Origin of the sequence: Halorubrum cibi, assembly GCF_900182635.1 — an archaeon.
GTDB classification, from domain to species: domain Archaea; phylum Halobacteriota; class Halobacteria; order Halobacteriales; family Haloferacaceae; genus Halorubrum; species Halorubrum cibi.
Genome location: NZ_FXTD01000006.1, coordinates 21301 through 46058, shown reverse-complemented (window position 1 = coordinate 46058; position 24758 = coordinate 21301). Strand labels below are relative to the sequence as shown.

The following is a 24758-nucleotide window of genomic DNA, read 5'->3' as shown; positions in this document are numbered from 1 at the left end:
TCAGTTACCCTTAACAAGATCGTGACGATCGATAGCAATGATTCGTGGTATCGATCGATCGGAGAACTCGGGGTCAGAGGGAGGCAGTCGGCGAGGATGATCGGCGATGGTGGTCGAGTGAGGATGACGGATGAAGTTGGTCGGCGAGGGGTTCAAACCCGTCGGGCACGTCCGTACGCCCTAATGACGTTCGTCCGAGGGGCGGGATGCCGATGGTGACCTATCGACGGGGCGGATACGTCCAGGGCGGCGACAATGCCGTGGAACGGGGCTGTGATCAGTGCGGATGGCACGCCGTCGCCGACTCCTATCCGGAACTGATCGCCGCCTACCAACGACACCTCAGGGAGGCCCACCCGAAGGCGTGGCTCAGGGCGTGACGGGCGAGCGCGTCCCGCGGAACCGCGTCACGACTCGGTGTGGTCCTCTCGTCGACGCCAGACCAGCATGTACACCTCCCACGGGTCGATCCCGTACCGGTCCGCGAGGGCGTCACACGCCGTGAGATAGTCGTCGTACTCGCCGACCGAGGGCGGATCCGGGTACGATCCTTCGAGGTCCGTCAGGTCGGACACGATCTCCCACTCACGGGGTCCGACGACGACGAATCGGTCCGGGTGAACGAACGCGAGGAACGCCGAGGCGATCGGGAGGTCGACGCCTGGTAGCGCGGTCAGCGCGTCGACGGCTTTCCCGTACGCCTCCCGATCCGCCTCGACCGCGGTCGCGATCGCGTCTCGAACCGCCTCGAAATCGGCTTCCTCGAACGCTTCCTCCCGCCGGCTTCGGTCCGTGCCCGCCGGCTCGTCACCGAGGTAGCGACGGCCGTACCACCGCACCACCCACTGGGCGTCCCGCCGACCGTACTCGCCGCTTCGGAAGGCGTCGGGCATGGTCTCGACGGCCTCGGACTCGACGGTGTACAGCGGCTCCGTCGCCCGATACGCCTCCAGCGCCGCCTCGACGTCGGCTCGCGAGGGGTCCATGTCGTCGCGGTCGGCCGCCGCGCACCTAACGCTTCCGCGCGACGGATCGGAGCCGTGACGCGGCGACTCCGGACGGCACGTCAATCGAAACGCGTCATCCACGCGGATCGCAGCGGAACCGACGGTTCGCGTTTCGGGAATCGTCCGGTCGACCGCTACCGCTTCGAGAGCGCCGCCCGGTAGTGGTAGCCGTCCTCGCCGCGAGCGACGTCGACGACCTCCCAGCCGGTTCCGACGGCGGCTTCCCGCAGCCGGTCGGGGCTGAACAGCCGGAGCTGGAGGATCGGATTCCGCTCGCCCTCGTACTCGAAGAACATCACGCGGTGGGCGAGCCCGGGCGTCGGATCCTCACGGTACCCGATCACCTCGCTCGTGGCGGGGTGATCCGGGTCGTAGCAGTCGACGACGGCGGTCCCGTCCGGTCGGGTCACGAACGAGAGGTCGGCGAGGAACGCGGAGAGTCCTCGCATCGATCCGACGAGTCCGAGGTGGGTCCCGTTCAACAGCGCGGAACCGAACCGATCCCGCTCGAAGTCCCCCCTGAGATCGAACATGCTCCCCTCGCGAGCGTCCGCGACGCCGCGTTCGCGCATCGTCTCCACGAGCGCCGGACTCGGCTCGATCGCGACGGTCTCGAACCGCTCCTGAAAGTACAGCGCGTGCCGGCCGGTTCCGGCCCCCACGTCGAGAAGCGGACCTTGGAGGTGAGATCCGAGCCAACCGTTCGTCCCCACCTCCGGGTCGAACGACGCGAAGTAGAAGGACTCGATGGGGTGTTCCGTCGTCTCCGCCCCGTCCGAGTGGAGGAGTGGTTCGGTCCGCTCGCCGCGGTGGTGGTCCCGGATCGCCCGACCGAAGGCGTCGGGAGTCGGCGGCGACTCGGCGTCCGGGCCCGTAGCGGATTCGGTGTCGCTCATGGCGAGTGACACGACTCGCCCCGGCAAAAATCCCCGTTGAGAGTCGGTACCGCGGTACGAGGGCGCCGGATCGGAGTCGGCCTCCGCGACCGTCGCGTTTCGGCGAGCCTAAAAATCGGAATCGTTTTGTGTATTTAGGTCGGCCTAAATCGTGTGTCGAGAGACTCGACGCGGCCCGAGATCGATGGGAGTCGATCGACCCGACGCCCGCGAGGAGGCGAGCGGCGATGACCCGGACGGCGCGGTATCTCCTCGCGTTGTACGTCGCGGAACACCGCTCGGCTCCGCCGGTGTCCCCGGGTCGCGTCGCGGAGTCGGTCGACCGCTCTCCCGCCGCGGCGACGGAGATGCTCCAGCGCCTCGAGGCGGACGGTCTCGTCGATCGCGAGCCGTATCACGGCGTGACTCTGACCGACCGCGGTCGCGAGCGCGCGAGCGACCTCCACGAGACGTACGTCGCGCTCTCGTGGTTCTTCCGGGACGTCCTCGACCTCGATGCGCACGAGCGCGAGGCCATGGAGATGGCCGGCCTGCTGAGTCCCGACGTCGCCGACCGACTCGTCACTCTCCTCGTCGACGGCGACGATCGCGCCGCGAACGCCCACTCCGACGCCCCGCCCCCCTCGCCGTTGCGGGAGTGACTCGATCGAACCCGCGTTCGAGACGCGGGGGGCGTCGCTCACGACCGGACCCTTTTTGTTTTAGGTGTGCCTAAATAAAGTCGATGTCACCAGGAGCGCAGTCCCGCAGCGAGCCCCGCCACGGTTTCGATCGCGAACCCGACTCGGCCCGGAAGCCGGAAGTGACGGTCTGTGAGTGCGGTCCCGGCCGATCGGTGTTCATCGAATCCGACAACACGGACGGATGGATCGCGATGGACGACCCCGTCGATATCCGCCGATGACCGATCCCGACGACGCCGTAACGGGGGACGAAGCGCCCGACGCCGACGACTCGCCCGCGGTCGATAGCCCGTCCGCGAGCGATCGCGACGAGGAGGACGGTCCGTCCTCGGAGACGGCGTCCGGCCCGGCGCTCATCCGTTCCGGCCGGAACTTCGAGCGCGAGTATCGGCTCGACGCGAGCGAGGCGGGGACGTTTCTGATCGAATTGGGCGAGAAGCTCCAAGACGGCGACGAACTCCGGCTCGCGACCGACGAGTGGGAGCTACCGTTCGCGTTCGGCGAACCGGTCGAACTCGAAGTCGACTTCGAGGGGACCGGTGAGCCGAGTTTGGAGATCGAAGTGGAGCTGCCCGGACGAACCGACGATACCGCCCCGGACGTTCGGTGACCTCGAGCTCCGGCGGTCGCTTCAGTGCGTCGCGGAGTCGACGACGAGGGTGTCGTCCTCGAGGTAGTGTTCGACGTGGTGGGCGTGTTCCTCGATGGTCTCCAGCTGCTCGCGGAGCATCTCGCTCGTGGTGTAATCGCCGAGTCCCTCCGCGAGTTCGACGTGCTGGCGGTAGCTCTCGATGACGTCGCCCATCATCTCGAGATCGTTCGCGAGGGACGTACGCACGTCGTAGACGTCCTCGTCCTCGGCCTCGACGGTGGCGTTCTCCGCGAGCGTGGTCATGCTGGCGTGGGGAACGCCGCCGAGCGCCTGGAGCCGCTCGGCGAGTTCGTCGGCGGCCGCCTCGACGTCCTCGTACACCTCCTGTAGGAAGACGTGGACGTCGAGGAACTCCGCGCCCTCGACGTTCCAGTGGTGTTTGTGGAGCTGGTGATAGAGGACGTAGGCGTCCGCGAGATCGGAGTTCAGCGCCTCGATGATCTGTTCGGCCTTCTCGGTCTCGAGTCTGAGGGCGTTCTCCTCGACGGTGCCCGCGCGCTGTCGGGTCTCTTTCTGCGTGCTCATGACGACTTACCGTACGGCCCGTACCCACTTATATCTTATCAACATGTAAACACTTTTCGCACGGCCTAAAACTCGGGGTTCGTCGAGTTCGACGCGGTGAAATCGGTCACCCGTCCGGAACCGTACCGACCCTAATGGAATCGATCATCGGCGATCGGAGCACCGGCGGATGATCGAATTCGTCAGTGGGATCCTATCGCTTATAGAACAGGTGTTTCGATAGTGGTCGAGGTGGGTAGAAGGGGATCGTTGCTGGAGCGGTGAACACCGCCAAAGCCCCAGCCGCGAGGACTCGCGCACCTCGCTGCGCGCTTCAGTCGCTCGCGTTGCTCGCTCTTTCCAGTGCTTACGTCGGTGAGCTTCGCCCTCGCGGCTGCCCCTTTGAGTCCCACCCGACAGCACAGCACCGCACCTCACGCCTCCCCAGCCTCGTCGCCGGACTACGTCCGGCTGCCAGAGGCGCAGAGCGCCTCTGGCAGCCGGCGCTTTGCGCCGGCGACGCCACCGCCATCGCTCGTTGCTTAGGCTGTACTGACCGAACGAGACGCGAATGTGACTCAAGGGGACTGTTAGACAGCGGTACCGCGACGTTTTTATCCGAATCCTCGCTTATTTTCACCGATGCGTGGATGCGACCGTGGCCGATCGATCCGGTCGGACTCCCGAGCGACCATCCGGACCGACGACCGCGTGATCGTCGTCCTTCTCCTCCTGCTGTCGGTCGTCGTCGTCTTCGTCCTGCTACATTACACCGTCTTCGTCCTCGAGAGCCTTCCGGAGGTCCCGCCGGACGTCGTCGGCTCCGGGTGAGAGCGGAGTCGACGGCTCACTCGTCTCCGATCGCCGCCATCACGCTCGCGTGGTACTCGCGTAGCGCGCTCGCCTCGTCGTCCGCGATCACCACGTCGGAGTCGACGAGCGTCGCCAGCCCGAACGACAGCGGCGTCGGCGACTCCGTCGTGTGGTGAACGACCCGGATCGCGCCGCGATCGATCCCCTGGAGAACGTCACGGATCCCCGCCGCGTCGAGCCGGTCTTCCGCGAGCTCCCGGTGGGTCTCCTCCGTCACGGCGAAGTCCTCGAGATCGGCGACGAACGGGAGCAGCATCTCCGCAGACACCTGCCGTTGGGCGGCGGTCTTCTCCCGGCCCTTGTAGCGTTTCAATAGCGTGAGCGCCCGCCCGGCGACGATCCGAAAGGTACGCTTCAGCAGGTCGGTTCCCTCGAGCGCGTCACGGAGGTCCTCGCGGACCGAATCCGCATCGAGGCCCTCGATGACCCCCGCCACGTCGACCTTGCGGTTCAGCGGGACGGAGAGGCTGAAGCCGTCGTCGGCGACGGCGCGAACGATCTGAGCGTCGGTCCGAGCCGAACACTCGGCGGCCACCAGTCGCGAGAGGCCGTCGGTGAATCGCCGGCCGTAGGGCGCGTGGACGTAGAACCGCCGCTTGTACGCCTCCCTGTCGAGTTCCTCCTCGACGACGACCCGCGAGGGCGTCGGAACGCTCTCGACGCCGGCGTACCGCACCTGTTCGTCGTACATGCGGGCGATCGCTCGGACCGAGTTCCCGTCGAGAGAGTGCTCGCGAAGCCACGCGCGGACGGCCGGCGGGCCGCCCTCCTCGAGCCGATCGAGCAGTTCCGCCCGAAAGGCGAGCACCTCGCGGGCGAGGTCGGCCGACAGCGGCAGCCGCTCGGCGTACCAGGTCGGGACCGTCGCCCGCTCCTCGGTCCGGTCGACGTACACGTTCGAGCCGCGGCGGTAACGGAATGCGAACCGCTCGCCGCCCAGCGCGAACACGTCGCCGGGGGCGATCGTGTCGAGGTACGCCTCGTCGAGGGTGCCGACCCGCTCGTCCCCGCGGTCGTACACGTCACAGCTGAACGAACCGGGGATCGTCCCGACGTTGGTCATGTAGATGACCCGCGCGAGCCGGCCGCGCTTGCCGACGAGCGTCTCGCCGACCGGGAACCCCTCGTGATGGTGGGCGCCGCCGGGCGGGTCGTTCACGTCCCGCCACACCTTCGGGTAGACGTTTCGGTCGGTCAACCCCTCGTAATCCGCGGTGAGATACCGCAGCAGCGACTCGTAGCGCTCCTCGCCGAAGCTCCGATACGGCCACGCCCGGCGGAGGACCTCTCGAACCTCCCGGTCGGGACGGATCCGGTTTATCGCCATCCCGTACACGTGCTGGGCGGCGACGTCGGCGGCGTTCTCCGGGACGGTCACCCGGTCGACGAATCCGGCCTCAGCGCGGGCGACCGTGGCCGCACACTCGACCAGCTCGTCGCGGTCGAGCGCGAACACCCGCCCCTCGACGGTCTCGCCGGGGCTGTGGCCCGCCCGCCCGACCCGCTGGAGGAGCGCGGCGACCGATTTCGGCGACCCGACCTGGACGACCAGATCGAGGTGGGGCATGTCGATGCCGAGTTCGAGGCTGGTCGAGGTGGTGACCACGTCGAGGTCGCCGGACTTCAGCCCCTCCTCGACCCGAAGCCGCTGGGCCTCCCCGAGGCTCCCGTGGTGACAGCCGGAGTCCGCCTCGTCGTAGTCGAACCGCTCCCTGAGCTCCTTGAGGACGCGCTCCGCTCCCGACCGGGAGTTCGTGAACACGAGGGTGTTCTCGTGGTCCTCGATCAGTTCCCGGAGCTCACCGTAGAACCGGTCGGTGACGACCGACCGCGGCGTGTGGACGAGGTCGGCGGCCGGCGTCCGGAGTTCCAGGTCGAACTCCCGGCCGAACCGCGCGTCGACGACCTCGTACTCGCGGGTCGCGAACCCGTCCGGATCGCCGACCTCGCCGGCGACCCGCTCGCGACCGACGAGGAACTCCGCGACCTCCTCCAAGGGGTCCACCGTCGCCGAACAGCCGATGCGGGTCGGCGAGCAGTCAGCGAGTTCTTCCAAACGTTCGAGCGAGACGGAGAGGTGCGTGCCGCGTTCGTTCGCCGCCAGCGAGTGGATCTCGTCGACGATCACGTACTCGACGGTCCGCAGCTTCTCCCTGAACGTCGGCGCGTTGAGCAGGATCGCGAGGGTCTCCGGCGTGGTGTTGAGGACGTGCGGGGTCTCCTCGAGCATCGCCCGTCGGTCGGCGTCGTCGGTGTCGCCGTGGCGGATCGCCTGGCGCACGTTCGGGCCGTCGTCGCCGCCGTCGCTGCCCGCGGCGTCGCGACCGGCACCGTCTCCGCCGCCGCTCGCCGCGATCCGCTCGGACAGCTCCGAGAGGGGCGTCTCCAGATTGCGTTCGACGTCGTTCGCGAGCGACTTGAGCGGCGAGACGTACAGACAGTACACCGAGTTCTCCAGGTCGCCGGCGCGGTCGCGCGCGAAGAGGTCGTCGAGGACGGCGGTGAACGCCGCCAGCGTCTTCCCGCTGCCCGTCGGTGCGGCCACGAGGCAGTTCCGGTCGGCGGCGACGTGCGGGATCGCCCCGCGCTGTGGCGGGGTGAAGAGCCCGCCGTTCCCCGCGACGTACGCGCCGAACGTCTCGACCCACCACCGGCGAACGACGGGCGAGAGGTGCTCGAGGACGGTCGCGTCGTCGATCGGGACCGTCTCCGGGTCGAACGGCCAGTCACGATCGGCTCCGATCTCACGGAGGAGCCGCCTCGCAGTCGCCTCATCGGCGGCTTCGGCCGTCTCGCCCGTGCTGTCGGTCACGACCTGATCGTGGAGACGCGGCGTCAAATCGGTTGTGTCGGATCCCGGCGTGAGCCCCTCCCGACACCCTACTCCGAGAAGTCGGTCAAGGACCCGTCCGGGCTCGCGTCGTCGGTTGCCCCGCCGGCGTCGTTCCTCCCGCCGTCGTCGCCACCGACCTCCTCGGGTTCCGTCCACGGATCGTCCGGGTCCACCGGCGCGACGGCTCGATCCAGCTCGGCGGCCGAGTAGTCGACGTCGTCGTCGAGCGACATCGCGAGCCGCTGCCAGCGGGCGCTCGTCTCGTCTTCCCCCTCGGGGCCGACGCGCGCGCCGCGGGTCTTGAAGAAGCGCGTCCCGCGGTTTCGTTTGGCTCCCTCACCGGTGTGACCGTCCAAGGCGACGTCGAACTCGCCGCCCGCCTCGAGGTGGTCGACCGGGAAGTCGTGATCGGGGGCCTCGCCTCGCTCGTGCGCCTCGGCGCGCTCCTCGGCGGCCGCCGAGAAGTAGGCGTCGGCGTTGGCCGCCTCGCGGGTCGAGCGGCCGCGAGCGGCCGCGAGCGCGGCGTGGACCGCACACAGCCGACCGCGCCACTCGTCCGGTTCCCACCGCTGGGTGGCGAGTTCCTCGTAGCGCTCTATCGTCAGGGCGACCTCGCTTCCCGCGCGGAGGTCCTCGACGACGTAGAGGTTCAGGCGGTCCCAGAGGTTCCAGCCGTAGCCCGAGCGAGCGAGCTCCCAGGCGGCCCACGCCGCGACCTCCTCGTCCGAGCGGCGCACCGCCTTCTGGAGGAGACTGGAGACGGCGTACCGGCTGTAGCCGCCGTCGGTCTCGTTTTCGGCCTTCCGCTCGCCGAAGTCGTTCTCGCCGGTCGCCTCCGGCGTGGTGTCGGTCTCGAGGCTGCCATCGACTCCGAACGTGGCCTGTCGCTCCGGCCCGTCATCGCTCATGTACATCGCTCCAGCCGCGACCGACTTAACGACGGCGCGCCGCGTTCGTGGTCGTCGATCACGCGACGAGTGCGGTCGCCACGGCGTCTCCGGCGTGCGATACTCGGGCACGAACCGGCGTCGAAAGGGAACCCTTAAGTCAGATCCAGCGGCTAGAATTCAGTGACCGCCCTTAGCTCAGCCTGGTAGAGCAGCCGACTGTAGATCGGCTTGTCCCCCGTTCAATTCGGGGAGGGCGGACTTCCTTCACAGTCGATTCGTAGCCGATAGTGGTCGGCTCGTCCTCTCGTTCCCGTGAGTAGATCGAACTGAACGGGACATACTGGACGGCTCAGATCTGCCGGACCGGATCTGCGAACCGGCTCCGAGATCCGCTCTCAGGCGTCGCTTACGCCGTCGCCTCGACGTCCGCGAGGTCGCGGGCGAGCGCCTCGGCGATGGAGACGTCCGCGTCCTCGACGAAGCGGGCGAGTTCCTCGCCGTCGGCGTCCTCGACGACGACCGTCGGTATCAGTTCGACGTCGTACTCCTCGACGCCGGGGCCTTCCTTGCCGTTCGGGCCTTTGGTCACTGCGAACGACTCGATCCGGTCGTCAGGCACGCCCGCGGCCTCGAGCGCGGCCCCGAACGCCGGGAGCTGTCGCTGACAGTCGCCACACCAGTCACCGCCCCACACCTTGTACCGGTAGTCGCCCGCGAGGGCGTCGAGGACGGCCGGATCGAGGCTCTCGGAGTCGAACGACGGGTCGGGCGCGAGCGTTTCGAGCGTCATGGGCCCTCGTTGGGCGGCGAGGGTTATGAACGGCGCGGCGGCGGCGACGATGGCCGCGCTCGGTGGACGACGGAGAACTCGCGGCGACGACCCCGACGACCCCGAGGGGCTTGCCGGAGTCCGTCGAGCATTTGAGTCGCCGGCGTCTCGAGGGATCCGATGGACGAGGACATCCTGGAGGGGCTCGGGTCGCCGCTGGTCCGAGTGGAGTCGCCGCCGGGGACGACGGTCGCCGCGAAGGTCGAGTCGCGCAATCCGGGCGGATCCGCGAAGGACCGACCGGCACTGTACATGATCGAGGCCGCGGAGCGCGACGGCGAGCTCGACCCGGGGGACGGCATCGTCGAGCCCACCTCGGGGAACACGGGCATCGGCATGGCGATGGTCGGCGCGGTGAAGGGATACGACGTGACGCTCGTGATCCCCGCGGGCAAGTCCGTGGAGCGCCGCCGGCTGATGCGGGCGTACGGCGCGACCGTCGAGGTCGTCGACGGCAACATCTCCGCGGCGAAGGCGCGCGCGGACGAACTCGAACGCGAGGAGGGAATGGTCCAGCTCCGCCAGTTTGAGAACCCCGCGAACCCGCGGGCGCACTACGAGACGACCGGCCCGGAGGTCCTGAAACAGGTCGGCGACCGCACCGTCGACGCGCTCGTCGCCGGCGTCGGCACCGGGGGGACGATCTCGGGGATCGGCCGCCGGCTGCGCGAGGAGTTCCCCGACGTGCGGATCGACGCGGTCGAGCCGGCCGGCAGCGCCGTGCTCTCCGGCGAGGCGGTGACCGGCGACGAGTTCCAGGGGATGGGCCCCGGATTCGTCGCGGAGAACCTCGACCGCGAGCTGATCGACGACGTTCACGTCGTCGACCTCGAGGCGGCCGAAGCCGAGTGTCGCCGGCTGGCGCGCGAAGAGGGGATCCTCGTCGGGCAGTCCTCCGGCGGGTCGAACCTCGCCGCGAAGGACGTCGCCGAGGAGCTCCGCGAGTCCGGGGCCCACGCGGGCGAGGAACCGCTCGTGATCACCGTCTTCTGGGACAGCGGCGAGCGGTATCTCACCGCCGGAACGTTCGAGTAGCAGAGTGAGAACACGGGGAGGAACGGAAGGACCTGCTCGTCACTCTGCCGTGGGTCGGGAGCCGGGTCGAGGTCGGCCGACGACCGTCCGATGACCGGCGGCCGACCGATCCGATGACCGGCGGCCGACCGATCCGATGACCGGCGGCCGACCGATCCGATATCCCACGGTCGGTTCGGCCGGTAGCCGACCGTTTATTGGTTCGTCTCGGTACGTCCCACGTAGAGCGTGAACCGTATACTCGAACCGGCGGGCCGATCGATCCGACGGGCCCGGCGGAACCGGAGACGGTGGTCGAATTGAACTGGCGGTACCGCCACACCGTCCTGACGCTGTGTATGCTCGCCTTCTTCGTGACGTACTTCGCGCGGCTGGCGATAAGCCCGGTGGTCCCGTTCGTCACCGCCGACTTCGGCGTCTCGAACACCGCGGTCGGCGTGGCGCTCTCGGGGATGTGGCTCGCGTACGGCCTCTCGCAGTTCCCGAGCGGCATCCTCGCCGACCGGTTCGGCGAGCGTCGGGTCATCCTCGTCGCGGTCGGCGGAACGACGGTCGCCAGCCTCCTGCTCGCGCTCGCGCCGGTGTTCCCCGCGTTCGTCCTGATCGCGTTCCTCCTCGGACTCGTCGCCGGGCTCCACTACGCGGTGGCGACGACGTTGCTCTCGCGGACGTTCGACGACCTCGGCACCGCGGTGGGGCTCCACTCGATCGGCGGGCCGCTGGCGGGGCTCGTCGCGCCGATCGCCGCCGCGTGGGTCGGCGTTCGCTACGGCTGGCGGCCGGGCGTGGCGCTCGCCGCGCTCGTCGGCGTCCCCATCTTCGTGATCTTCGCCTGGCGGGTCCGGCCGACCGAGCCGCGTCGCCCCGACCAGTCGATGCGCGATCGGCTGCGGCTCGGGCCGCTCGTCGAACTCCTCTCGCGGCCGAGCGTCCTCCTCCCGCTCGCGATCGCGACGATCGGCACCTACGTCGCGCAGGGCGTCATCTCGTTTCTCCCGACGTTCCTCGTCGACTTCCGGGGATACTCGCCGTCGTTCGCGGGCGGCGTCTTCTCCGCGTTCTTCGTCGTTCGCGCGGCCGCACAGGTCGGGATCGGCCGGCTCTCGGACCGCGCCGGGCGGGACGGCGCGATCGGGATGGCGATGCTCTCCGGGGCGCTCGGTGCCGCCGGCTTCGTGGCGCTGCCCGGATACGTCGGTCTCGCGGTCGCCGTACTGCTCGCGGGGTTCGGCTCGAGCTTCTTCTCCGCCATCGACCCGCGGTTCATGGACGCGATGAGCGAGGCCGAGCGGGGTGCCGGCTTCGGACTCGTCCGCACCGTCTACACCGTCATCGGCTCGGCGGGATCGGTCGGCGTCGGCCTCACCGCCGACCTGTTCGGTTGGGCGGTCTCCTTCGGCGTGCTGGCCGGCCTCTTCGGCGTCGCGTTCCTCGTCATCGCCGGCAACGCGCTCCTTGGGACCGGGTATTGAAACCGCCCGCAGGCCGCGCCTCAGACGGTCCTACTCCTCGGGGAAGATGCTCTCGGGGATGTACGCCGAGACGGTCCAGTTGGGCGCGTCGACGACCTCGCTCACCTTCAGGTCCATCGCGGCCGAGCAGAGGATGTACGCCTCCCCGCGCGTGAGCCCCCGGTTCTCGGCGAGGTGGTCGATCATGTGGCGGGTCGCCTTCTTCGTCGCCTCCATCAGGTCGTCCGCGATCCCGGTCGTGCCGTACATCGGCTCGTCGCGACCGGTGGGCGTGAACGGCCCGCTCGTCTCGAACTGCGGCTGCTCGATCGACATGTCCTCTCTGAGCGTGAAGCGCGCGGTGACGAACATCGGAGCCTCGACGCCGGTGACGCACACCTCGCCGTCGCCCTGCGCGGCGTGACAGTCCGCCGTCGAGAAGAGCCCGCCGGCGACCTCGACCGGGAGGTACACCGTCGACCCCGCGGTCATGTGTTTCACGTCCATGTTCCCGCCGACCGAGCGCGGCGGGAGCGTGTCGTGCTCGCCGTCCTCGCCCGGGGCGAGGCCGATGACGCCCGGGAAGGGGTCGAGCGGCACCTCGATGCCGTTCACGAAGTGGCCCACGTCGCCCTGGAGGTCCCAGACGTGGACGTCGGCGTCGGGGAAGTCCTCGGGGAGCAGTCCGAGACCCATCTCGCCCGGCATGAAGCCAGTGTACCCCCATCCCTTGTGTTGGAAGTCGAGGAGGTCGACCTGGATGGTGTCGCCCGGCTCCGCGCCCTCGACGGCGACGGGACCCGTGAGGGGGTGGACCGGATCGAAGCTCACGTTCGCGAAGTCCTCGGCGGTCGACTCCGTGTCGAGCTGGCGGTCGACCGCGTCGCGGCACTCGAACCGGACCACGTCGCCGTCGGAGACCGTCAGGATCGGGTCCAGCGAGTTGTCCCAGACCCGGTGGACGTTCTCCTCGGCGTCCGAGAGGTGGTGGTCGATCGTGTACTCGCGTTTCTCGCTTCCGCCATCGGTTCGTGCGCCGTCGCTCCCGCGGTCGCCGCCGTCCGTGCGTGTCATACACTATCGGGACTATCGCCAATCGAGTTAAAATCGACCGACACCGCACACCCCGAGCCGGTCTCCGAGCGGCGGCGTCACCGCAAGGTACGTGTCCCCGGCCGGCCCACTTCCGGCATGTACGACTACCACGTCCACTCGACGTACTCGGACGGGTCGTTCCTCGAGGCGATGGTCTCGGCGGCGGAGACCGCCGGGCTGGACGGGATCGGGATCGCCGACCACTGTTCCGTGATCCCCGAGGAGGGCGCACGTCGACGGAAACGGCTGCTCGGGTTCAACCTCGACGCGACCTACGAGCGTCGCCGGGAGGCGATCGACGTCGCCCGCGACCGCGCCGGGATCCTCGTCTTCGACGCCGTCGAGATGGACTACCACCCCGACTACGAGGACGCCATCTGTACGTTCCTCGAGGAGGCGGAGTTCGACTACGCGATCGGGAGCGTCCACAACCTCGAGGGCGTCAACGTCCACGCGCGGTCGTACTTCGCCGAGTGCTCGGAGGCGGAGCGCCGCAACCTCGTCGACCGCTACTTCGAGAAGCTGGTCGCGCTGGTCGACGCCGAGCTGTTCGCGATCGCGGCACACCCCGACCTGATCGAGCGGAACCCCCACCTGCGCGGGTTCGCGACGGCGGAGCACTACGAGCGGGTCGCGGCCGCCTTCGAGCGATCCCGGACGGTCCCGGAGATCAACGCGGGTCGGCTGCTCGACGAGTACGGCGAGTTCCATCCCGCGCCGGCGTTCCTCGACGCGCTCGTCGATCACGGGGTGGGCGTGACCGTCGGGACTGATAGCCACGAGCCGGACGCGATCGACCCACGGGCGGCCGGGATCCGCGAGGAACTCGACGATCGCGGGCTCGAGCCGGTCGAGATCGACGCTCGGTGAGACGGTCTCGACTCCGGCTTACGCCTCGTCGAACACCGGAAATCGGAGATTCCCGAGCACGACGAAGCTACGCTTCGTCGAACGACGCAGCGCTCCGCGCTGCTGGCTCGACTTCGCTTCGCTCAGTCGAACACCGCCTGACTCCGTCAGGCGAGCTTGACTTCGGCTTACGCCTCGTCAAACACCGGAAATCGGAGATTTCCGAGCACGACGAAGCTACGCTTCGTCGAACACCGATAGACTCGCTCCGCTCGTCTATCGAGCCCGATCCGGCTACGCCGGATCGAACAACTCCTCGCCCTCGACCATGTGCGCCTCGACGGCGTCCATGTCCAGCGTGACGCCGAGGCCCGGCTCCTCGGGCACCTCGATGTAGCCGTCCTCGATGACGTCCTCCTCGACTAGGTCGCTCCACCAGCCGAGCTCGTAGGAGTGGTACTCGACGGCGAGCGAGTTCGGGATGGACGCGCCGACGTGGGCGGCCGCCATCGTCGCGACCGGCGAGGCGACGTTGTGCATCGCGACCGGCACGTAGTACTGGTTCGCCACGTCCGCGATCTTCCGCGTCTCGCGCATCCCGCCGACCTTCGGCAGGTCCGGCGCGACGATGTCGACCGCCTGGTTCTCGATGAGCCGGCGGAGCTCGGTGACGCGGTAGCGGTTCTCGCCCACCGCGATCGGCGTGGTCGTGTTCTTCGTTACCTCCTCCTGGACCTCCAGGTTCTCCGGCGGCACGGGGTCCTCGAGCCACCAGACGTCGTACTCCTCGATGGCGTCCGCCAGCCGCTTCGCGGAGCCGCCCGAGAACGTCCAGTGACAGTCGAAGGAGACGTCGGCCTCGTCCTTCACGCGCTCCGTGACCTTCTCGACGATCTCCGCCTTGTGGCGGATCTCCCCGGGACGGAGGTGGCGGTTCGCGCGGTCCTTCTCGAGCCCCGACGGAACGTCGAGGTCGAACTTGAGCGCGTCGTAACCGAGCTCGTCGACGACGCGTTCGGCCTCGTCGGCACACGCCTCGGGGTCGGCCTCCTCCTCGGTGTGGCAGTCGCAGTAGACGCGCATCCGGTCACGGTACTTCCCGCCGAGCAGCTGGTAGGCGGGCACCTCGAGGACCTTACCCGCGAGATCGTGAAGCGCCACCTCGATCCCGGAGATGGCCGTGACGGTGACGCCCTCGACGGACCCCTCGCCGGACATCTTCTGGATCAGGTGCTCGTAGAGGCGGTCGATGTCGAGCGGGTTCTCCCCGACGACGAACGGCTTCATCCGCTCGATCAGCTCGGGAACGCCCGCGCCCCAGTACGCCTCGCCGGTCCCGACCACGCCCGCGTCGGTGTAGACGCGCACGAGCGTCCAGGGGAAATTCCCGTCGACCATCGTCGTCTGAACGTCCGTGATCTCGAGGTCGCGACCGCCGCCGCGCGAGCGGGTTGCGTCCATCGTCTCGGCGGAGAGCTCCCGCATCGTGTACTCCGCGTTCGGGTCGTGAAGCGACTCGTAGTTCCTGCTCATGCCGAGACGTTAATTCGGATCACAGTAAGCGTTTATGCTCCGGATCCGACTCGACCGTCCGTTCCGAGCGGAGACCAGTGAGATCGGGCGTCGAAACGGCGAATCGAAGGGGAGCGTTTTCCTTAACCCCCCACGAACGGGTCGTATGGTCGAGATAACCGAGTCGCTCACCTGTCTGTTCACCGCGGAGTTGGAAGTCGACGGTGAAGGGGGATACGTGGTGTCCGTACCGAAACGCGAGATCGAACACGGTGCCGTGACGGCCGGCGAGACGTACCGGGTCGCCGTGATCGACCGTGACCGACGGAGTACGGACGACGGGGACCGAGCGCGGACCTCGTCGGATACCGACGGAGACCACCGATCGAACGGCGGAACCGCCGGGTCCGGTGCCGGACGCGGCGCTTCCGGACCGCCCGTCGAGGAGGGGGAGGTCCGCGAGGTGACGATCGAGACGCTCGGCGACAAGGGCGACGGCATCGCGAAGATCGAGCGGGGCTACGTCGTCATCGTCCCCGACGCCGAGCTCGGCGACGAGATCACGGTCGAGATCACGAGCGTCCGCGAGAACGTCTCGTTCGCGTCCGTGCTCGACGACTGACCACCCTCGACCCGGAGTGGCGGAGACTCTTCAGGAGAGCAGTCGCCGCAGGTGCTCACGCGAGAGGAACGAGGACGGCCGGTCCATGTGGACGCCGATCTCGCCGGAAAGCGCCCGTAACCCCAGGTGCTGGATCGGTTCGGGAAGCGAGTAGCACGCCCGGATCAGCTTTCCGAGACGGATCTCGGTCGCAAGCTCGTCTCGCCAGCCCGCCTCGTAGTCGGCGAGCGTCCCCGGGTCCGTCGGATCGATCGTCTCCGCGGCGACGTCCGCGGCGGTCATCCCGTAGAGGATCCCGCCGCCGGTGAACGGCTTGGTCTGGGCCGCGGCGTCGCCGATCAGGAGGACCCGATCGGTCGTCACCGACTCCGGCGGTCCGATCGGGATCGCGCCCGAACAGAACCGCTCGGTGTCGACCCCGTAGGCGTCGGTCAGTCGGTCGAACCGGGCCGACACGTCCTCGCCGGGCGGGGCGGCGAGCCCGTACTCGACGCCGGCGTCCCCGCGCGGGATCCGCCACGCGAAGAAGCGCGGCGCGGTGAGGTGGACGTCGACGTAGTCGCGGTCGTCCGGCTCCGGGTCGAACGCGAGCACGCCGTGGAGGAGTTCCTCCGGCTCGTCGATCCCGACGGCGCGGCGAACGCGGGAGGTCGGCCCGTCACAGCCGGCGACCATCCGCGCCTCGACGGTCTCGGTGCCGCCGCCGGCGACGCTGACCTCGACGACGACGCGGTCCGCGCGCTCCTCGATACCCGTGACGGTGTGGCCCTCCCGGACGTCCGCACCCGCGTCGCGTGCGCACTCCGCGAGCGCGCGGTCGAGCCCGACGCGGTCGATGACGTTCGAAACCGGCTCGCGCTTGTAGAACCGGTACGGCTTCGATCCCGGTCCGCCGACGTGGAAGCGCGCGCCGAACACCCGGTTTTGAAACAGCTCGCTCCGCGCTTCGTCCGGGACGTACTCCCAGACGTCGGTCGAGACGTGCCCGGAGCAGGCCAGCGGCTCGCCGATCTCGCCCTTCTCGAAGGCGACTACGTCGTACCCGTTCTCGGCCGCCCGGCGGGCGAACCGCGACCCCGGCGGGCCCGCGCCGACGACGACGAAGTCGTACATGTCCGTGGGCACGTCGCCCGCGTATTTAATTAAGCGGTCGTCGATCGCGCGTCTCGGCCGTCGGGCGCCCGCTTGCGGAACCGTCGTCGAGGTCCGCGAGCCGGTTCAGCGCGTGGACGGCTCGGAGGATCTCGGCCGCCTGTCCGCGTCCGTATACGAGTTCGTCGCCTCCACAGACGTGAGCGAGGACGTCCGCGGAGGCGTGCTCCGGCGCGGCGGCGATCCCGGCGGCGTTCTCGGCAGCCCACTCCATCACGCGCAGGTCCGACTTGCTGTCGCCCATCACGAGCACGAACGGGTCCTCGACGCCGAGCACGTCGAGTGCCGCCTCCACGCCGGCGGCTTTGTTCAGCTCCAACGAGCCGATCTCGGCCGCGTCGGCGCGGTAGTACCCGACGTCGATCCCGTCGAACAGCGCCCGGACCGCCTCCGGGATCGACCCGATGTCGACGTCCGGGACCGAGGTGTCGCCGTCCGAGTTCGTGCCGGTGTCGTCGTCCGAACCGGCAGCGTTCGACGCCAGCACCTCACGGATCTCGGGGTCGGCGGCCGCGTAGTGAGCGCGCGCCCACGCGGCTCCGTCACCGGCCGGCTCGTCGTTCGTCTCGCTCGCTCCGGCGTTCCCTTCGACCGTCTCGACGACGGCCTCGCCGAGGAGATCGATCAGGTGGACCAACCCGTCATCGATCACCGTTTCGGCGGCGTCGCTGCCGGTCTCGAAGTTCGGCTTCAGGGTGACGTTGAACTCGTTGCCCTGGAGATGGCAGCCGCGGCGGACGTTCCGCGGGGCCGCCGGCAGCACGCGTGAGCGCACCTCGTCGAACACCGTCCGGACTTTCTCGCCGAGGTCCTCGTAGAGCAACCGTTTCGTGCGCGAGCCGTGCCCGGGCGTGAACACGCCGTTGCCGGCCTCGTAGACGATCGACAGCGTGCCGGAGTGGACGAGTTCGTTGCCGAGGCCCTGGATCGCGAACCCCTTGACGTTCTCGAGGGTCTGTCCCGTACAGACGACGATCGGGACGCCGGATTCGTGGAGCTTTCCCAGCATGTGGAGCGTCTCGCGCGGGATCTCGTTGTCCGTCCCGCCCGCCGATCGAAGCGTCTCGTCGACGTCGAGCACGAGCGCGTCCACCGCGCGACCGTACCGGTTCAGTAGATCGAGGGCGGTGAACGCGGTCTCGCGATCGGCGTACGACGCCACCTCCGCGAACGTCTCACCGTGTGGAATCGCGTCGGCGATCGCCGTCTTCCGCCGGGTCAGCTCCTCGCTCGCGTCCTCCCAGTGATCCAGCGCGACCCGCGAATCGACCGGCGGAAACAGGTCGACGAACGACTGGTGCTCCCGGAGTGCCGCCGTGTCGAACTCGTCGTACAGTCGGTAGAGGAGGTCGTACCGCTTCATACCCGTCCCGGATCGCTCGACCCGTTAAGCGCGTTCGATCGTCGGGTGGAAACCGTCCGTCGCGGCGACCTCGGCGATGGCGTCACTCGCGGTCCGCGAGCCACTCGAGCGCCGCGTCGAGGTCGGTCTCGGGGGGCGAGCACGTGAACCCCTCACAGACGTAGACGGTCGGCTCGTCGCCGTCGGCGTCGCGGCCCTTCCAGACCGGCGGCGCGTCCTCGAGCCCGAGTCGATCGAGCCACTCGTCGAGCCCGGAATCGGTCGGCGGGCGACGCGCGACGATCGCTCCGGGGAGGTAGCTGTCAGCGAGCGTCTCGCGCCACGCCGAGGGAATCTCCTCGGCCGCGACCGTCACCTCGATCCCGCCGGCCTCGACGCGCTCGGCCGCCCGCACCAGCGAGACGTGCTCGAGCGGGCTCGCACGGATCCGGTCCGCGTGGGTCCTCACGACCGTCTCGGCGATCTCGCGGAACCGGTCGTCGGTCCGGAACCCGTCGAGAACCGCGAGCGTCTCCGCCGCCACCCCGAGACTCGACGGCGTCGACCGGTCCGCGAACTCCTGTGGCCGAGCGAAGAGCGTCCCGTCGCCGCCCGAGTCGGAGCCGCCCGTCGCGTCGCTTCCGTCCGTCCCGTCCGCCTCACCACCCTCGTCGCCGTCGGGATCGCGGGTGAAGTAGATCGTTCCCGCGTCCGGGTCGTAGAAGTCGTCGACGAGCGCCTCCGCCAGCTCCAGCGCGAATGCGAGCGCGTCGACGTCGCCCGTCGCCGAGTACACGTCGAGCGCGCCGCGCGCGAGGAACGCGTAGTCGTCGAGGTAGCCCGGCCCGGCCACGTCGCCGTCGAGCCATCGCCGATCGAGTAGTCCCTCCTCGGCGTCGTACAGCCGGTCCCGACAGAACGCGAGGGCCTCCGCGGCCAGGTCGGCGTACGACTCGCCCAGCACGGTTCCCGCCGTCGCGAACGCCGAGATCGCCCGACCGTTCCACGACGCCAGCACCTTCTCGTCGCGGGCGGGTCGCGGGCGCTCCTCGCGAGCGTCGAAGAGAGCGGTCCGGGATTCGATGAGGATCTCCCGGATCTCCGACTCGGACCGGTCGTGCTCCGCGGCCAGCTCCGCGATCGAAGTCGCCAGCGTCGGAACCGTCGTCCCGCGCTCGAAGTTCCCGCCGGGTTCGATCCCGTACCGGGCCCGCGCGATCGACGCCGCCGGCTCCTCGAGAACGGCGTCGACCTCCTCGGGGGTCCACGCGTAGAACGCGCCCTCAACCCGCTCGTCGGGGTCGTCGCCGGCGCGGCTCGGGGGTTGCGGGCTGCGCGCATCGAGCGTGCTGAAGAATCCTCCGTCCGGGTGACGAAGCTCGCGCTCAAGAAACGCCAGCGACTCGGCGGCCACGCGGGCATAGGCGGCGTCGCCGGTCAGTCGGTGTCCGTCGAGGTAGACCATCGGCAGCTCGGCGTTGTCGTACAGCATCTTCTCGAAGTGAGGGATCGTCCACTCGCGGTCGACCGCGTAGCGGTGGAACCCCCCGCCGATCTGGTCGTACATCCCGCCCGCGGTCATCCCGTCGAGCGTCCGCGTCGCCGCCCGCAGGAGTTCCTCGCGGCCGCTCCGCGCGGCCGCCCGAATCAGGAGGTCCACGCGTCCCGGCATCGGGAACTTCGGGCCGCTCGAACCGAACCCGCCGTGCTCCTCGTCGACGCTCCGCATCGCTGTCGCGGCCGCCTCGTCGAGAAGTCCCGAACCGGGCGGGTCGTTCGTACCCGAGGAGTCGGGGACGGATTCGATCTCGTCGCGCGCGCTCGCGGTCCACTGCTCGGCGCGGCGCTCCATCTCCCCGCGCTGTTCGGGGTCGCTCCAGGAGTCGGCGATCCGGCGACAGAGCCCCGGGAACGAGGGATGGTTTCCCCGCGGCTCCGGCGGGAAGTACGTCCCGACGTAGAAGGGCTTGCCGTCGGGGGTACACCACGCCGACAGTGGCCACCCGCCGCCGCCCGTGACGAGCTGTGAGACCGTCATGAAGGTGCTGTCGACGTCGGGACGCTCCTCGCGGTCGACCTTGATCGGGACGAACGACTCGTTGAGTAGCGCCGCGGTCTCCTCGTCGGCGAAGCTCTCCTCCTCCATGACGTGACACCAGTGACAGGCGGAGTAGCCGATGGAGACGAACACGGGCACGTCGTGTTCGCGAGCGCGCTCGAACGCCGCCTCGCCCCACGGCTGCCAGTTGACCGGGTTGTCGGCGTGCTGTTGGAGGTACGGGCTCGGCTCCTCGTCGAGCCGGTTCCGTTCCGTCGGCTGTGACATGGGCCGGATTGGCCCGCGCGTCGGAAAAACCCCGCTACACGAGGCCGGACGAGACGGCGCGGCCAGATCCTCCGATGCGATCCGCCGTTGGCGATCCGCTCTTTCGAACACCCACAATCATGGATCGATCAGTCGATCGAGAGGGCAAGACTTACACTACGATGTGGGTATCCGTCATCCATGACGGAGACCGCGCTCCTGATCGGCGGCGGCGGACGCGAACACGCGATCGCCCGGGCGCTCGCCGACGACTGTTCGCTGTACGCCTGTGCGAGCAACCGAAACCCCGGGATCCGCCGGCTCGCGGACGGGTTCGAGACGGTCGAGGAGACCGACGCGGACGCGATCGTCGCGTTCGCGACCGACGTGGGCGCGGACCTCGCGGTCATCGGTCCCGAGTCGGCGCTCGAAGCCGGCGTCGCGGACGCCCTCGACGACGCCGGCGTGTACGCGTTCGGTCCGCGAGAGGCGGAAGCGCGGCTGGAGACCGACAAGGCGTACCAGCGCCGGTTCATGCGCGAGGCGGACGTGCCCGGCTGTCCAGACTTCGAGGTGTTCGACGACATGGACGCCGCCTGTGCGTACGTCGACGAGTACGACGGCGACCTCGCGGTGAAGCCCGCCGGCCTCACCGGCGGCAAGGGCGTGAAAGTGATCGGCGACCAGGTCACCGCCGAGGAGGCGAAGACGTACCTCCGGGAGTCCGGATACGACCGCGTCGTCCTCGAGGAGCGACTGGTCGGCGAGGAGTTCACGATCCAGGCGTTCGTCGCCGACGGCGAGTTCCGTGCGACGCCGGCGGTCCAGGACCACAAGCGGGCCTACGAGGGCGACGAGGGGCCGAACACGGGCGGGATGGGTTCGTACTCCGACACCGGACCCTCGCTCCCGTTCATGGAAGCCGGCGACTACGAGGCCGCCCTCGACGTGCTCGACGCGGTCGTCGACGCGCTCCCCGACTACAAGGGCGTCCTCTACGGCCAGTTCATGCTGACCGCGGCGGGACCGAAGGTGGTCGAGTTCAACGCGCGCTTCGGCGACCCGGAGGCGATGAACACGCTCCCGGTCCTCGAGACGCCGTTCATCGACGTGTTGACCGCCGCCCGCGACGGCGACGCGCTGCCCGAACTCGAGTTCTCGGGCGAGGCGACCGTGTGTAAGTACGCCGTCCCGGACGGGTACCCGACGGACCCAGACGGCGGCGCGCGGATCGCGGTCGACGAGGAGAGCGTCGGCGACGCGCTGCTCTACTACGCGAGCGTCGACGAGCGCGAGGACGGGATCTACACGACCACCTCGCGGTCGTTCGCGGTCGTCGGCCGCGGCGACTCCATCGCGGCTGCGGAGGCGGAGGCGGACGCAGCGCTGTCAGCGGCGGGCGACCGCGTCCGGATCCGCCACGACATCGGGAAGCCGGAACTGCTCGAGAAACGGACCGAACACATGGCCGAACTCCGGGAGTAACTCGGGATAGCGAACAGGCGGTCTCCTCTCTTCTCCTCACGGCGGTAGACCGCACACCCGCTCAGGCCTGCCGTGAGCCGTCGATCCGTCGTGAGCCGTCTGCGGCGGCAACCGGTTTGAACCCTCGGCGTGTCGGCGCACGGCGGCGGGGTCGCGACGACCGGGAGATCTGGACCGGCCCTCGCCGGAAGCGAGCCTTTTAGCCCCGCGCCGCGAACGGACGGGCGTGAGCGACGAGGACACGACCGACGGGACCGGTGGGACCGACCGATCGGCCGAGGGCGACGGTGACGGCCGGAGTCTGGGGGCCGAGACGCGCGCCGACCGGCTGGAGCGTCACCGGACCGGCGGCGTTCGGAACTCGCTGTGGTCGTGGCCCGACGCGAAGTCGCCGCTCGTCGTCGTGCGCAACTACCTCGTGATCGTCCTCGCGCGGATCTGTCCGAGCCTCCGGCTCAAGAACCGGCTGCTCTCGTGGATCGGCGTGACGGTCGGGGTGGGCGTCTCCTGGGGGCTCGAGTCGACGCCCGACGTGTTCTGGCCCGAGCGGATCACCGTCGGCGACGACGCGATCGTGGGCTACGACGCCACGCTGTTGTGCCACGAGTTCCTCCAGGACGAGTACCGCCTCGGCGACGTGGTGATCGGCGACCGCGCGATGATCGGCGCGGGCGCGGTCGTCCTCCCCGGCGTCACGGTCGGAGATGGCGCGCGCGTCGCCGCCAACTCGCTCGTGGCCGAGGACGTCCCGCCGCGGACGACGGTCGCGGGCGTGCCCGCGGAGGTCGTCTCCCGAGCCGACGACGACGACGGGACCGCGTCCTCGAGCGCCTGACGATCGTTCGATATCGTCCGTCTCAGTTCTCGTCGGAGTCGCTTTCGGCCTCGTCGCTGTCGCCGTCGCTTCCGGTCTCGGCCTCGACGATGTGCGCCTCGGTGCTCACCGCGTCGAGGTCCACGCCGACTTCGCGAGCGACCGCGTCGAGGACCGCGCGCTGTTCGGCCATCTCGTTTTCGAGCGCCTGGACGCGCTCCGAGGTGTCGAGCACCGTCGTCTGCGTCTCCTCGACCTCCGTCCGGAGTTCGTTGATCTTCTGGTACGTGCGCTCCGCCCTGTCGGCGAGCGTCTGGATCTTCTTCGCGGTGTCGCCGAATCCCATACCGACGCGTCGTCCCGGCGCTACCTGTGCTTTTCCGTTCGCCGCGGAACGGATCGGGTCGGGTCGGATCGCGAGTTCCTCGGTGCGACGATGGACTTTTCTCCGAACCCGACCAGCGTTCGGTGTGAGCGCCGACCGGATCCTGTTGACGAACGACGACGGCATCGATGCCGTCGGTCTGAGAGCCCTCCGTGACGCCCTCGCGGACGAGTACGACGTCGTGACCGTGGCTCCGACCGGCGACTGCTCGTCAGTCGGGCGGGCGCTGTCGGACGGCGCGACGGTCTCGGAACACGAGCTCGGCTACGCGGTCGAGGGGACGCCCGTCGACTGCGTCGTCGCCGGACTGGACGAGCTCGTCCCCGACGCGGACTGCGTCATCGCCGGCTGTAACGAGGGGGCGAACCTCGGATCGTACGTCCTCGGCCGCTCGGGGACCGTCTCGGCCGCCGTGGAGGCCGCGTTCTTCGGCGTTCCCGCGGTGGCGACGTCGATGTACGTTCCGGGCGGCGAGGACTGGTGGAAGCGGGAGTTGGAGGCAGGGGAGTTCGATCACGCCGCTCGCGCCACCCGGTACCTCCTCGACAACGCGTTCGACGCCGGCGTCTTCGAGGCCGTCGACTACCTCAACGTGAACGCGCCGATCGCCGACGGCGATCGCGCGCCGATGCGAGTGACGCGCCCGTCGGACTGGTACGGCATGACCGCCGAACGCGACGGGAACGGCGGAGTCACCTTCGACGACCCGATCTGGGGACGGATGACCGAGGCGGACGTTCCCGACCCGGTCGGCACCGACCGGCGGGCGGTGGTCGACGGCGAGGTGTCGGTCTCGCCGCTTTCCGTCCCGCACGACGTCGCGACGAACGGCGCGCTCGATGGGCTCGCGGAGCGGTACGGTGACCGAGAGTAGCGCGTCAGAGCCCGCTACTCGTCACTCGCCGCCGTTGCTGACGGTCACCTGTGCCTCGCTGATGACGCGGTCGCCCATCTCGTACCCGGGCTCGTACACCTCGTGGACGGTGCCGTCGGGCTGGTCGCTGTCGACGCGGAGCATGACCTGGTGGCGCGCCGGGTCGACCTCCGCGCCGGGCTCCGGCTCGATCGGCTCGACGCCCTCGTCTTCGAGCACCTCGTCGAACTTCTCGAGGGTCGACTCCACGCCCGGACGGATGTCGCTGCCGTCCTCCTGATCGAGCGCCCGGACGAGGTCGTTTCGGACCGGCGCGATCCGCTCGACGAGCGACTCTGAGGCCCGCTCGCGGATCTCCTCGCGTTTGCGTTTGGCCCGCTGCTTGTAGTTGCTGAAGTCGGCGCGGACGCGCGCGAGCTTGCTCGTCAGCTCGTCGACCTCCTCGCGGCGTTCCTCGAGTTCCGCCTCGATTTCCGCCACCTCCTCGGCGAGCGCCTCGTCGTGATCGGCGACGCGGTCAGAGAGGAGGGTCTCGTCCGCGTCCGATCCGTCGGTTCCGGCCTCCTCGGTCGCGTCGGCGGTTCCGACCGTCTCGCCCTCGGCTGGATCGGCGGTCGCGTCGGGCTCTCCCGGAGACTCGACCTCGACGGCGTCGTCTTCGCTCATGTCC

General features: G+C 69.2%; 25 protein-coding genes and 1 tRNA gene. 13 read left to right on the top strand and 13 right to left on the bottom strand.

Going from position 1 to position 24758, the window contains the following annotated elements:
* Positions 1–212: 212 nt before the first annotated feature.
* On the top strand, positions 213–380 hold the full coding sequence (locus tag FN829_RS08915; protein WP_142986800.1) for a DUF1059 domain-containing protein: 168 nt from the start codon (positions 213–215) through the stop codon (positions 378–380).
* Positions 381–407: 27 nt separating this feature from the next.
* On the opposite strand, the gene FN829_RS08910 is transcribed toward FN829_RS08915, so the two are convergent.
* Together FN829_RS08910 and FN829_RS08905 are read right to left on the bottom strand one after the other, a co-directional pair.
* Positions 408–986, bottom strand: a complete 579-nt coding sequence (locus FN829_RS08910) for a hypothetical protein (protein ID WP_142986631.1) — start codon at positions 984–986, stop codon at positions 408–410.
* 155 nt (positions 987–1141) lie between these two features.
* Positions 1142–1903 carry a class I SAM-dependent methyltransferase gene (locus FN829_RS08905; RefSeq protein ID WP_142986630.1) on the bottom strand — a complete coding sequence of 254 codons (762 nt, stop codon included), beginning with the start codon at positions 1901–1903 and terminating at the stop codon, positions 1142–1144.
* A 227-nt stretch (positions 1904–2130) separates the two neighbouring features.
* Here FN829_RS08905 and FN829_RS08900 point away from each other — a divergent pair, with 227 nt between their 5' ends.
* The 3 genes from FN829_RS08900 (at position 2131) to FN829_RS16155 (ending at position 3196) form a co-directional block, all read left to right on the top strand.
* The gene (locus FN829_RS08900; RefSeq protein WP_142986629.1) at positions 2131–2544 is read left to right on the top strand and encodes a metal-dependent transcriptional regulator; all 414 of its coding nucleotides are present in this window, start codon (positions 2131–2133) and stop codon (positions 2542–2544) included.
* An 83-nt stretch (positions 2545–2627) separates the two neighbouring features.
* Positions 2628–2807, top strand: a complete 180-nt coding sequence (locus tag FN829_RS08895) for a hypothetical protein (RefSeq protein ID WP_142986628.1) — start codon at positions 2628–2630, stop codon at positions 2805–2807.
* Between the two features lie 134 nt (positions 2808–2941).
* On the top strand, positions 2942–3196 hold the full coding sequence (locus tag FN829_RS16155; protein WP_246066491.1) for an amphi-Trp domain-containing protein: 255 nt from the start codon (positions 2942–2944) through the stop codon (positions 3194–3196).
* 21 nt (positions 3197–3217) lie between these two features.
* On the opposite strand, the gene dpsA is transcribed toward FN829_RS16155, so the two are convergent.
* Positions 3218–3763 carry a DNA starvation/stationary phase protection protein DpsA gene (dpsA, locus tag FN829_RS08885; RefSeq protein WP_142986626.1) on the bottom strand — a complete coding sequence of 182 codons (546 nt, stop codon included), beginning with the start codon at positions 3761–3763 and terminating at the stop codon, positions 3218–3220.
* Positions 3764–4384: 621 nt separating this feature from the next.
* Between dpsA and FN829_RS08880 the strand changes: the two genes are divergently transcribed.
* Positions 4385–4573 (top strand): hypothetical protein, encoded by a 189-nt coding sequence (locus FN829_RS08880; RefSeq protein ID WP_142986625.1) that lies wholly within the window; start codon positions 4385–4387, stop codon positions 4571–4573.
* Between the two features lie 16 nt (positions 4574–4589).
* On the opposite strand, the gene FN829_RS08875 is transcribed toward FN829_RS08880, so the two are convergent.
* Positions 4590–7427, bottom strand: coding sequence for an ATP-dependent helicase (locus tag FN829_RS08875; RefSeq protein ID WP_142986624.1), 2838 nt, complete (start codon positions 7425–7427; stop codon positions 4590–4592).
* Between the two features lie 68 nt (positions 7428–7495).
* Positions 7496–8356, bottom strand: coding sequence for a hypothetical protein (locus FN829_RS08870; RefSeq protein WP_142986623.1), 861 nt, complete (start codon positions 8354–8356; stop codon positions 7496–7498).
* 166 nt (positions 8357–8522) lie between these two features.
* Between FN829_RS08870 and FN829_RS08865 the strand changes: the two genes are divergently transcribed.
* Positions 8523–8596 (top strand) — tRNA-Tyr (locus FN829_RS08865).
* Positions 8597–8744: 148 nt separating this feature from the next.
* Here the strand turns inward: FN829_RS08865 and FN829_RS08860 are convergent.
* Complete coding sequence (locus FN829_RS08860; RefSeq protein ID WP_142986622.1) at positions 8745–9128, bottom strand: TlpA family protein disulfide reductase; 384 nt, start codon at positions 9126–9128, stop codon at positions 8745–8747.
* Between the two features lie 159 nt (positions 9129–9287).
* On the opposite strand from FN829_RS08860, the gene FN829_RS08855 reads away from it, so the two are divergent.
* Positions 9288–10202 carry a PLP-dependent cysteine synthase family protein gene (locus FN829_RS08855; RefSeq protein ID WP_142986621.1) on the top strand — a complete coding sequence of 305 codons (915 nt, stop codon included), beginning with the start codon at positions 9288–9290 and terminating at the stop codon, positions 10200–10202.
* Between the two features lie 299 nt (positions 10203–10501).
* Complete coding sequence (locus FN829_RS08850) at positions 10502–11674, top strand: MFS transporter (protein WP_142986799.1); 1173 nt, start codon at positions 10502–10504, stop codon at positions 11672–11674.
* A 30-nt stretch (positions 11675–11704) separates the two neighbouring features.
* Here the strand turns inward: FN829_RS08850 and FN829_RS08845 are convergent, their stop codons facing one another.
* The gene (locus tag FN829_RS08845; RefSeq protein ID WP_142986620.1) at positions 11705–12727 is read right to left on the bottom strand and encodes an acetamidase/formamidase family protein; all 1023 of its coding nucleotides are present in this window, start codon (positions 12725–12727) and stop codon (positions 11705–11707) included.
* Between the two features lie 117 nt (positions 12728–12844).
* On the opposite strand from FN829_RS08845, the gene FN829_RS08840 reads away from it, so the two are divergent.
* Positions 12845–13618, top strand: a complete 774-nt coding sequence (locus tag FN829_RS08840) for a PHP domain-containing protein (protein ID WP_142986619.1) — start codon at positions 12845–12847, stop codon at positions 13616–13618.
* Between the two features lie 273 nt (positions 13619–13891).
* Here the strand turns inward: FN829_RS08840 and FN829_RS08835 are convergent, their stop codons facing one another.
* On the bottom strand, positions 13892–15130 hold the full coding sequence (locus tag FN829_RS08835) for a mandelate racemase/muconate lactonizing enzyme family protein (protein ID WP_142986618.1): 1239 nt from the start codon (positions 15128–15130) through the stop codon (positions 13892–13894).
* 145 nt (positions 15131–15275) lie between these two features.
* Between FN829_RS08835 and FN829_RS08830 the strand changes: the two genes are divergently transcribed.
* Positions 15276–15731, top strand: coding sequence for a TRAM domain-containing protein (locus tag FN829_RS08830; protein WP_142986617.1), 456 nt, complete (start codon positions 15276–15278; stop codon positions 15729–15731).
* Between the two features lie 30 nt (positions 15732–15761).
* On the opposite strand, the gene FN829_RS08825 is transcribed toward FN829_RS08830, so the two are convergent.
* From FN829_RS08825 to FN829_RS08815, 3 genes are all read right to left on the bottom strand, one after another.
* On the bottom strand, positions 15762–16844 hold the full coding sequence (locus FN829_RS08825; RefSeq protein WP_142986616.1) for a geranylgeranyl reductase family protein: 1083 nt from the start codon (positions 16842–16844) through the stop codon (positions 15762–15764).
* A 25-nt stretch (positions 16845–16869) separates the two neighbouring features.
* Positions 16870–18246, bottom strand: coding sequence for an HAD family hydrolase (locus tag FN829_RS08820; RefSeq protein WP_142986615.1), 1377 nt, complete (start codon positions 18244–18246; stop codon positions 16870–16872).
* A gap of 82 nt (positions 18247–18328) precedes the next feature.
* Complete coding sequence (locus tag FN829_RS08815; RefSeq protein ID WP_142986614.1) at positions 18329–20551, bottom strand: thioredoxin domain-containing protein; 2223 nt, start codon at positions 20549–20551, stop codon at positions 18329–18331.
* A gap of 180 nt (positions 20552–20731) precedes the next feature.
* Here FN829_RS08815 and purD point away from each other — a divergent pair, with 180 nt between their 5' ends.
* Positions 20732–22015, top strand: coding sequence for a phosphoribosylamine--glycine ligase (gene purD / locus FN829_RS08810; protein WP_142986613.1), 1284 nt, complete (start codon positions 20732–20734; stop codon positions 22013–22015).
* A gap of 301 nt (positions 22016–22316) precedes the next feature.
* Entirely contained in the window at positions 22317–22850 is a 534-nt protein-coding gene (locus FN829_RS08805) for an acyltransferase (protein ID WP_142986798.1), read from the top strand.
* Positions 22851–22872: 22 nt separating this feature from the next.
* On the opposite strand, the gene FN829_RS08800 is transcribed toward FN829_RS08805, so the two are convergent.
* Positions 22873–23175: a DUF5798 family protein gene (locus FN829_RS08800; RefSeq protein WP_142986612.1), complete on the bottom strand. Its 303-nt coding sequence runs from the start codon at positions 23173–23175 to the stop codon at positions 22873–22875.
* Between the two features lie 124 nt (positions 23176–23299).
* On the opposite strand from FN829_RS08800, the gene surE reads away from it, so the two are divergent.
* Positions 23300–24088, top strand: coding sequence for a 5'/3'-nucleotidase SurE (surE, locus tag FN829_RS08795; protein ID WP_142986611.1), 789 nt, complete (start codon positions 23300–23302; stop codon positions 24086–24088).
* Between the two features lie 21 nt (positions 24089–24109).
* Here the strand turns inward: surE and FN829_RS08790 are convergent, their stop codons facing one another.
* Entirely contained in the window at positions 24110–24754 is a 645-nt protein-coding gene (locus FN829_RS08790; protein ID WP_142986610.1) for a nucleotide exchange factor GrpE, read from the bottom strand.
* Positions 24755–24758: the final 4 nt, after the last annotated feature.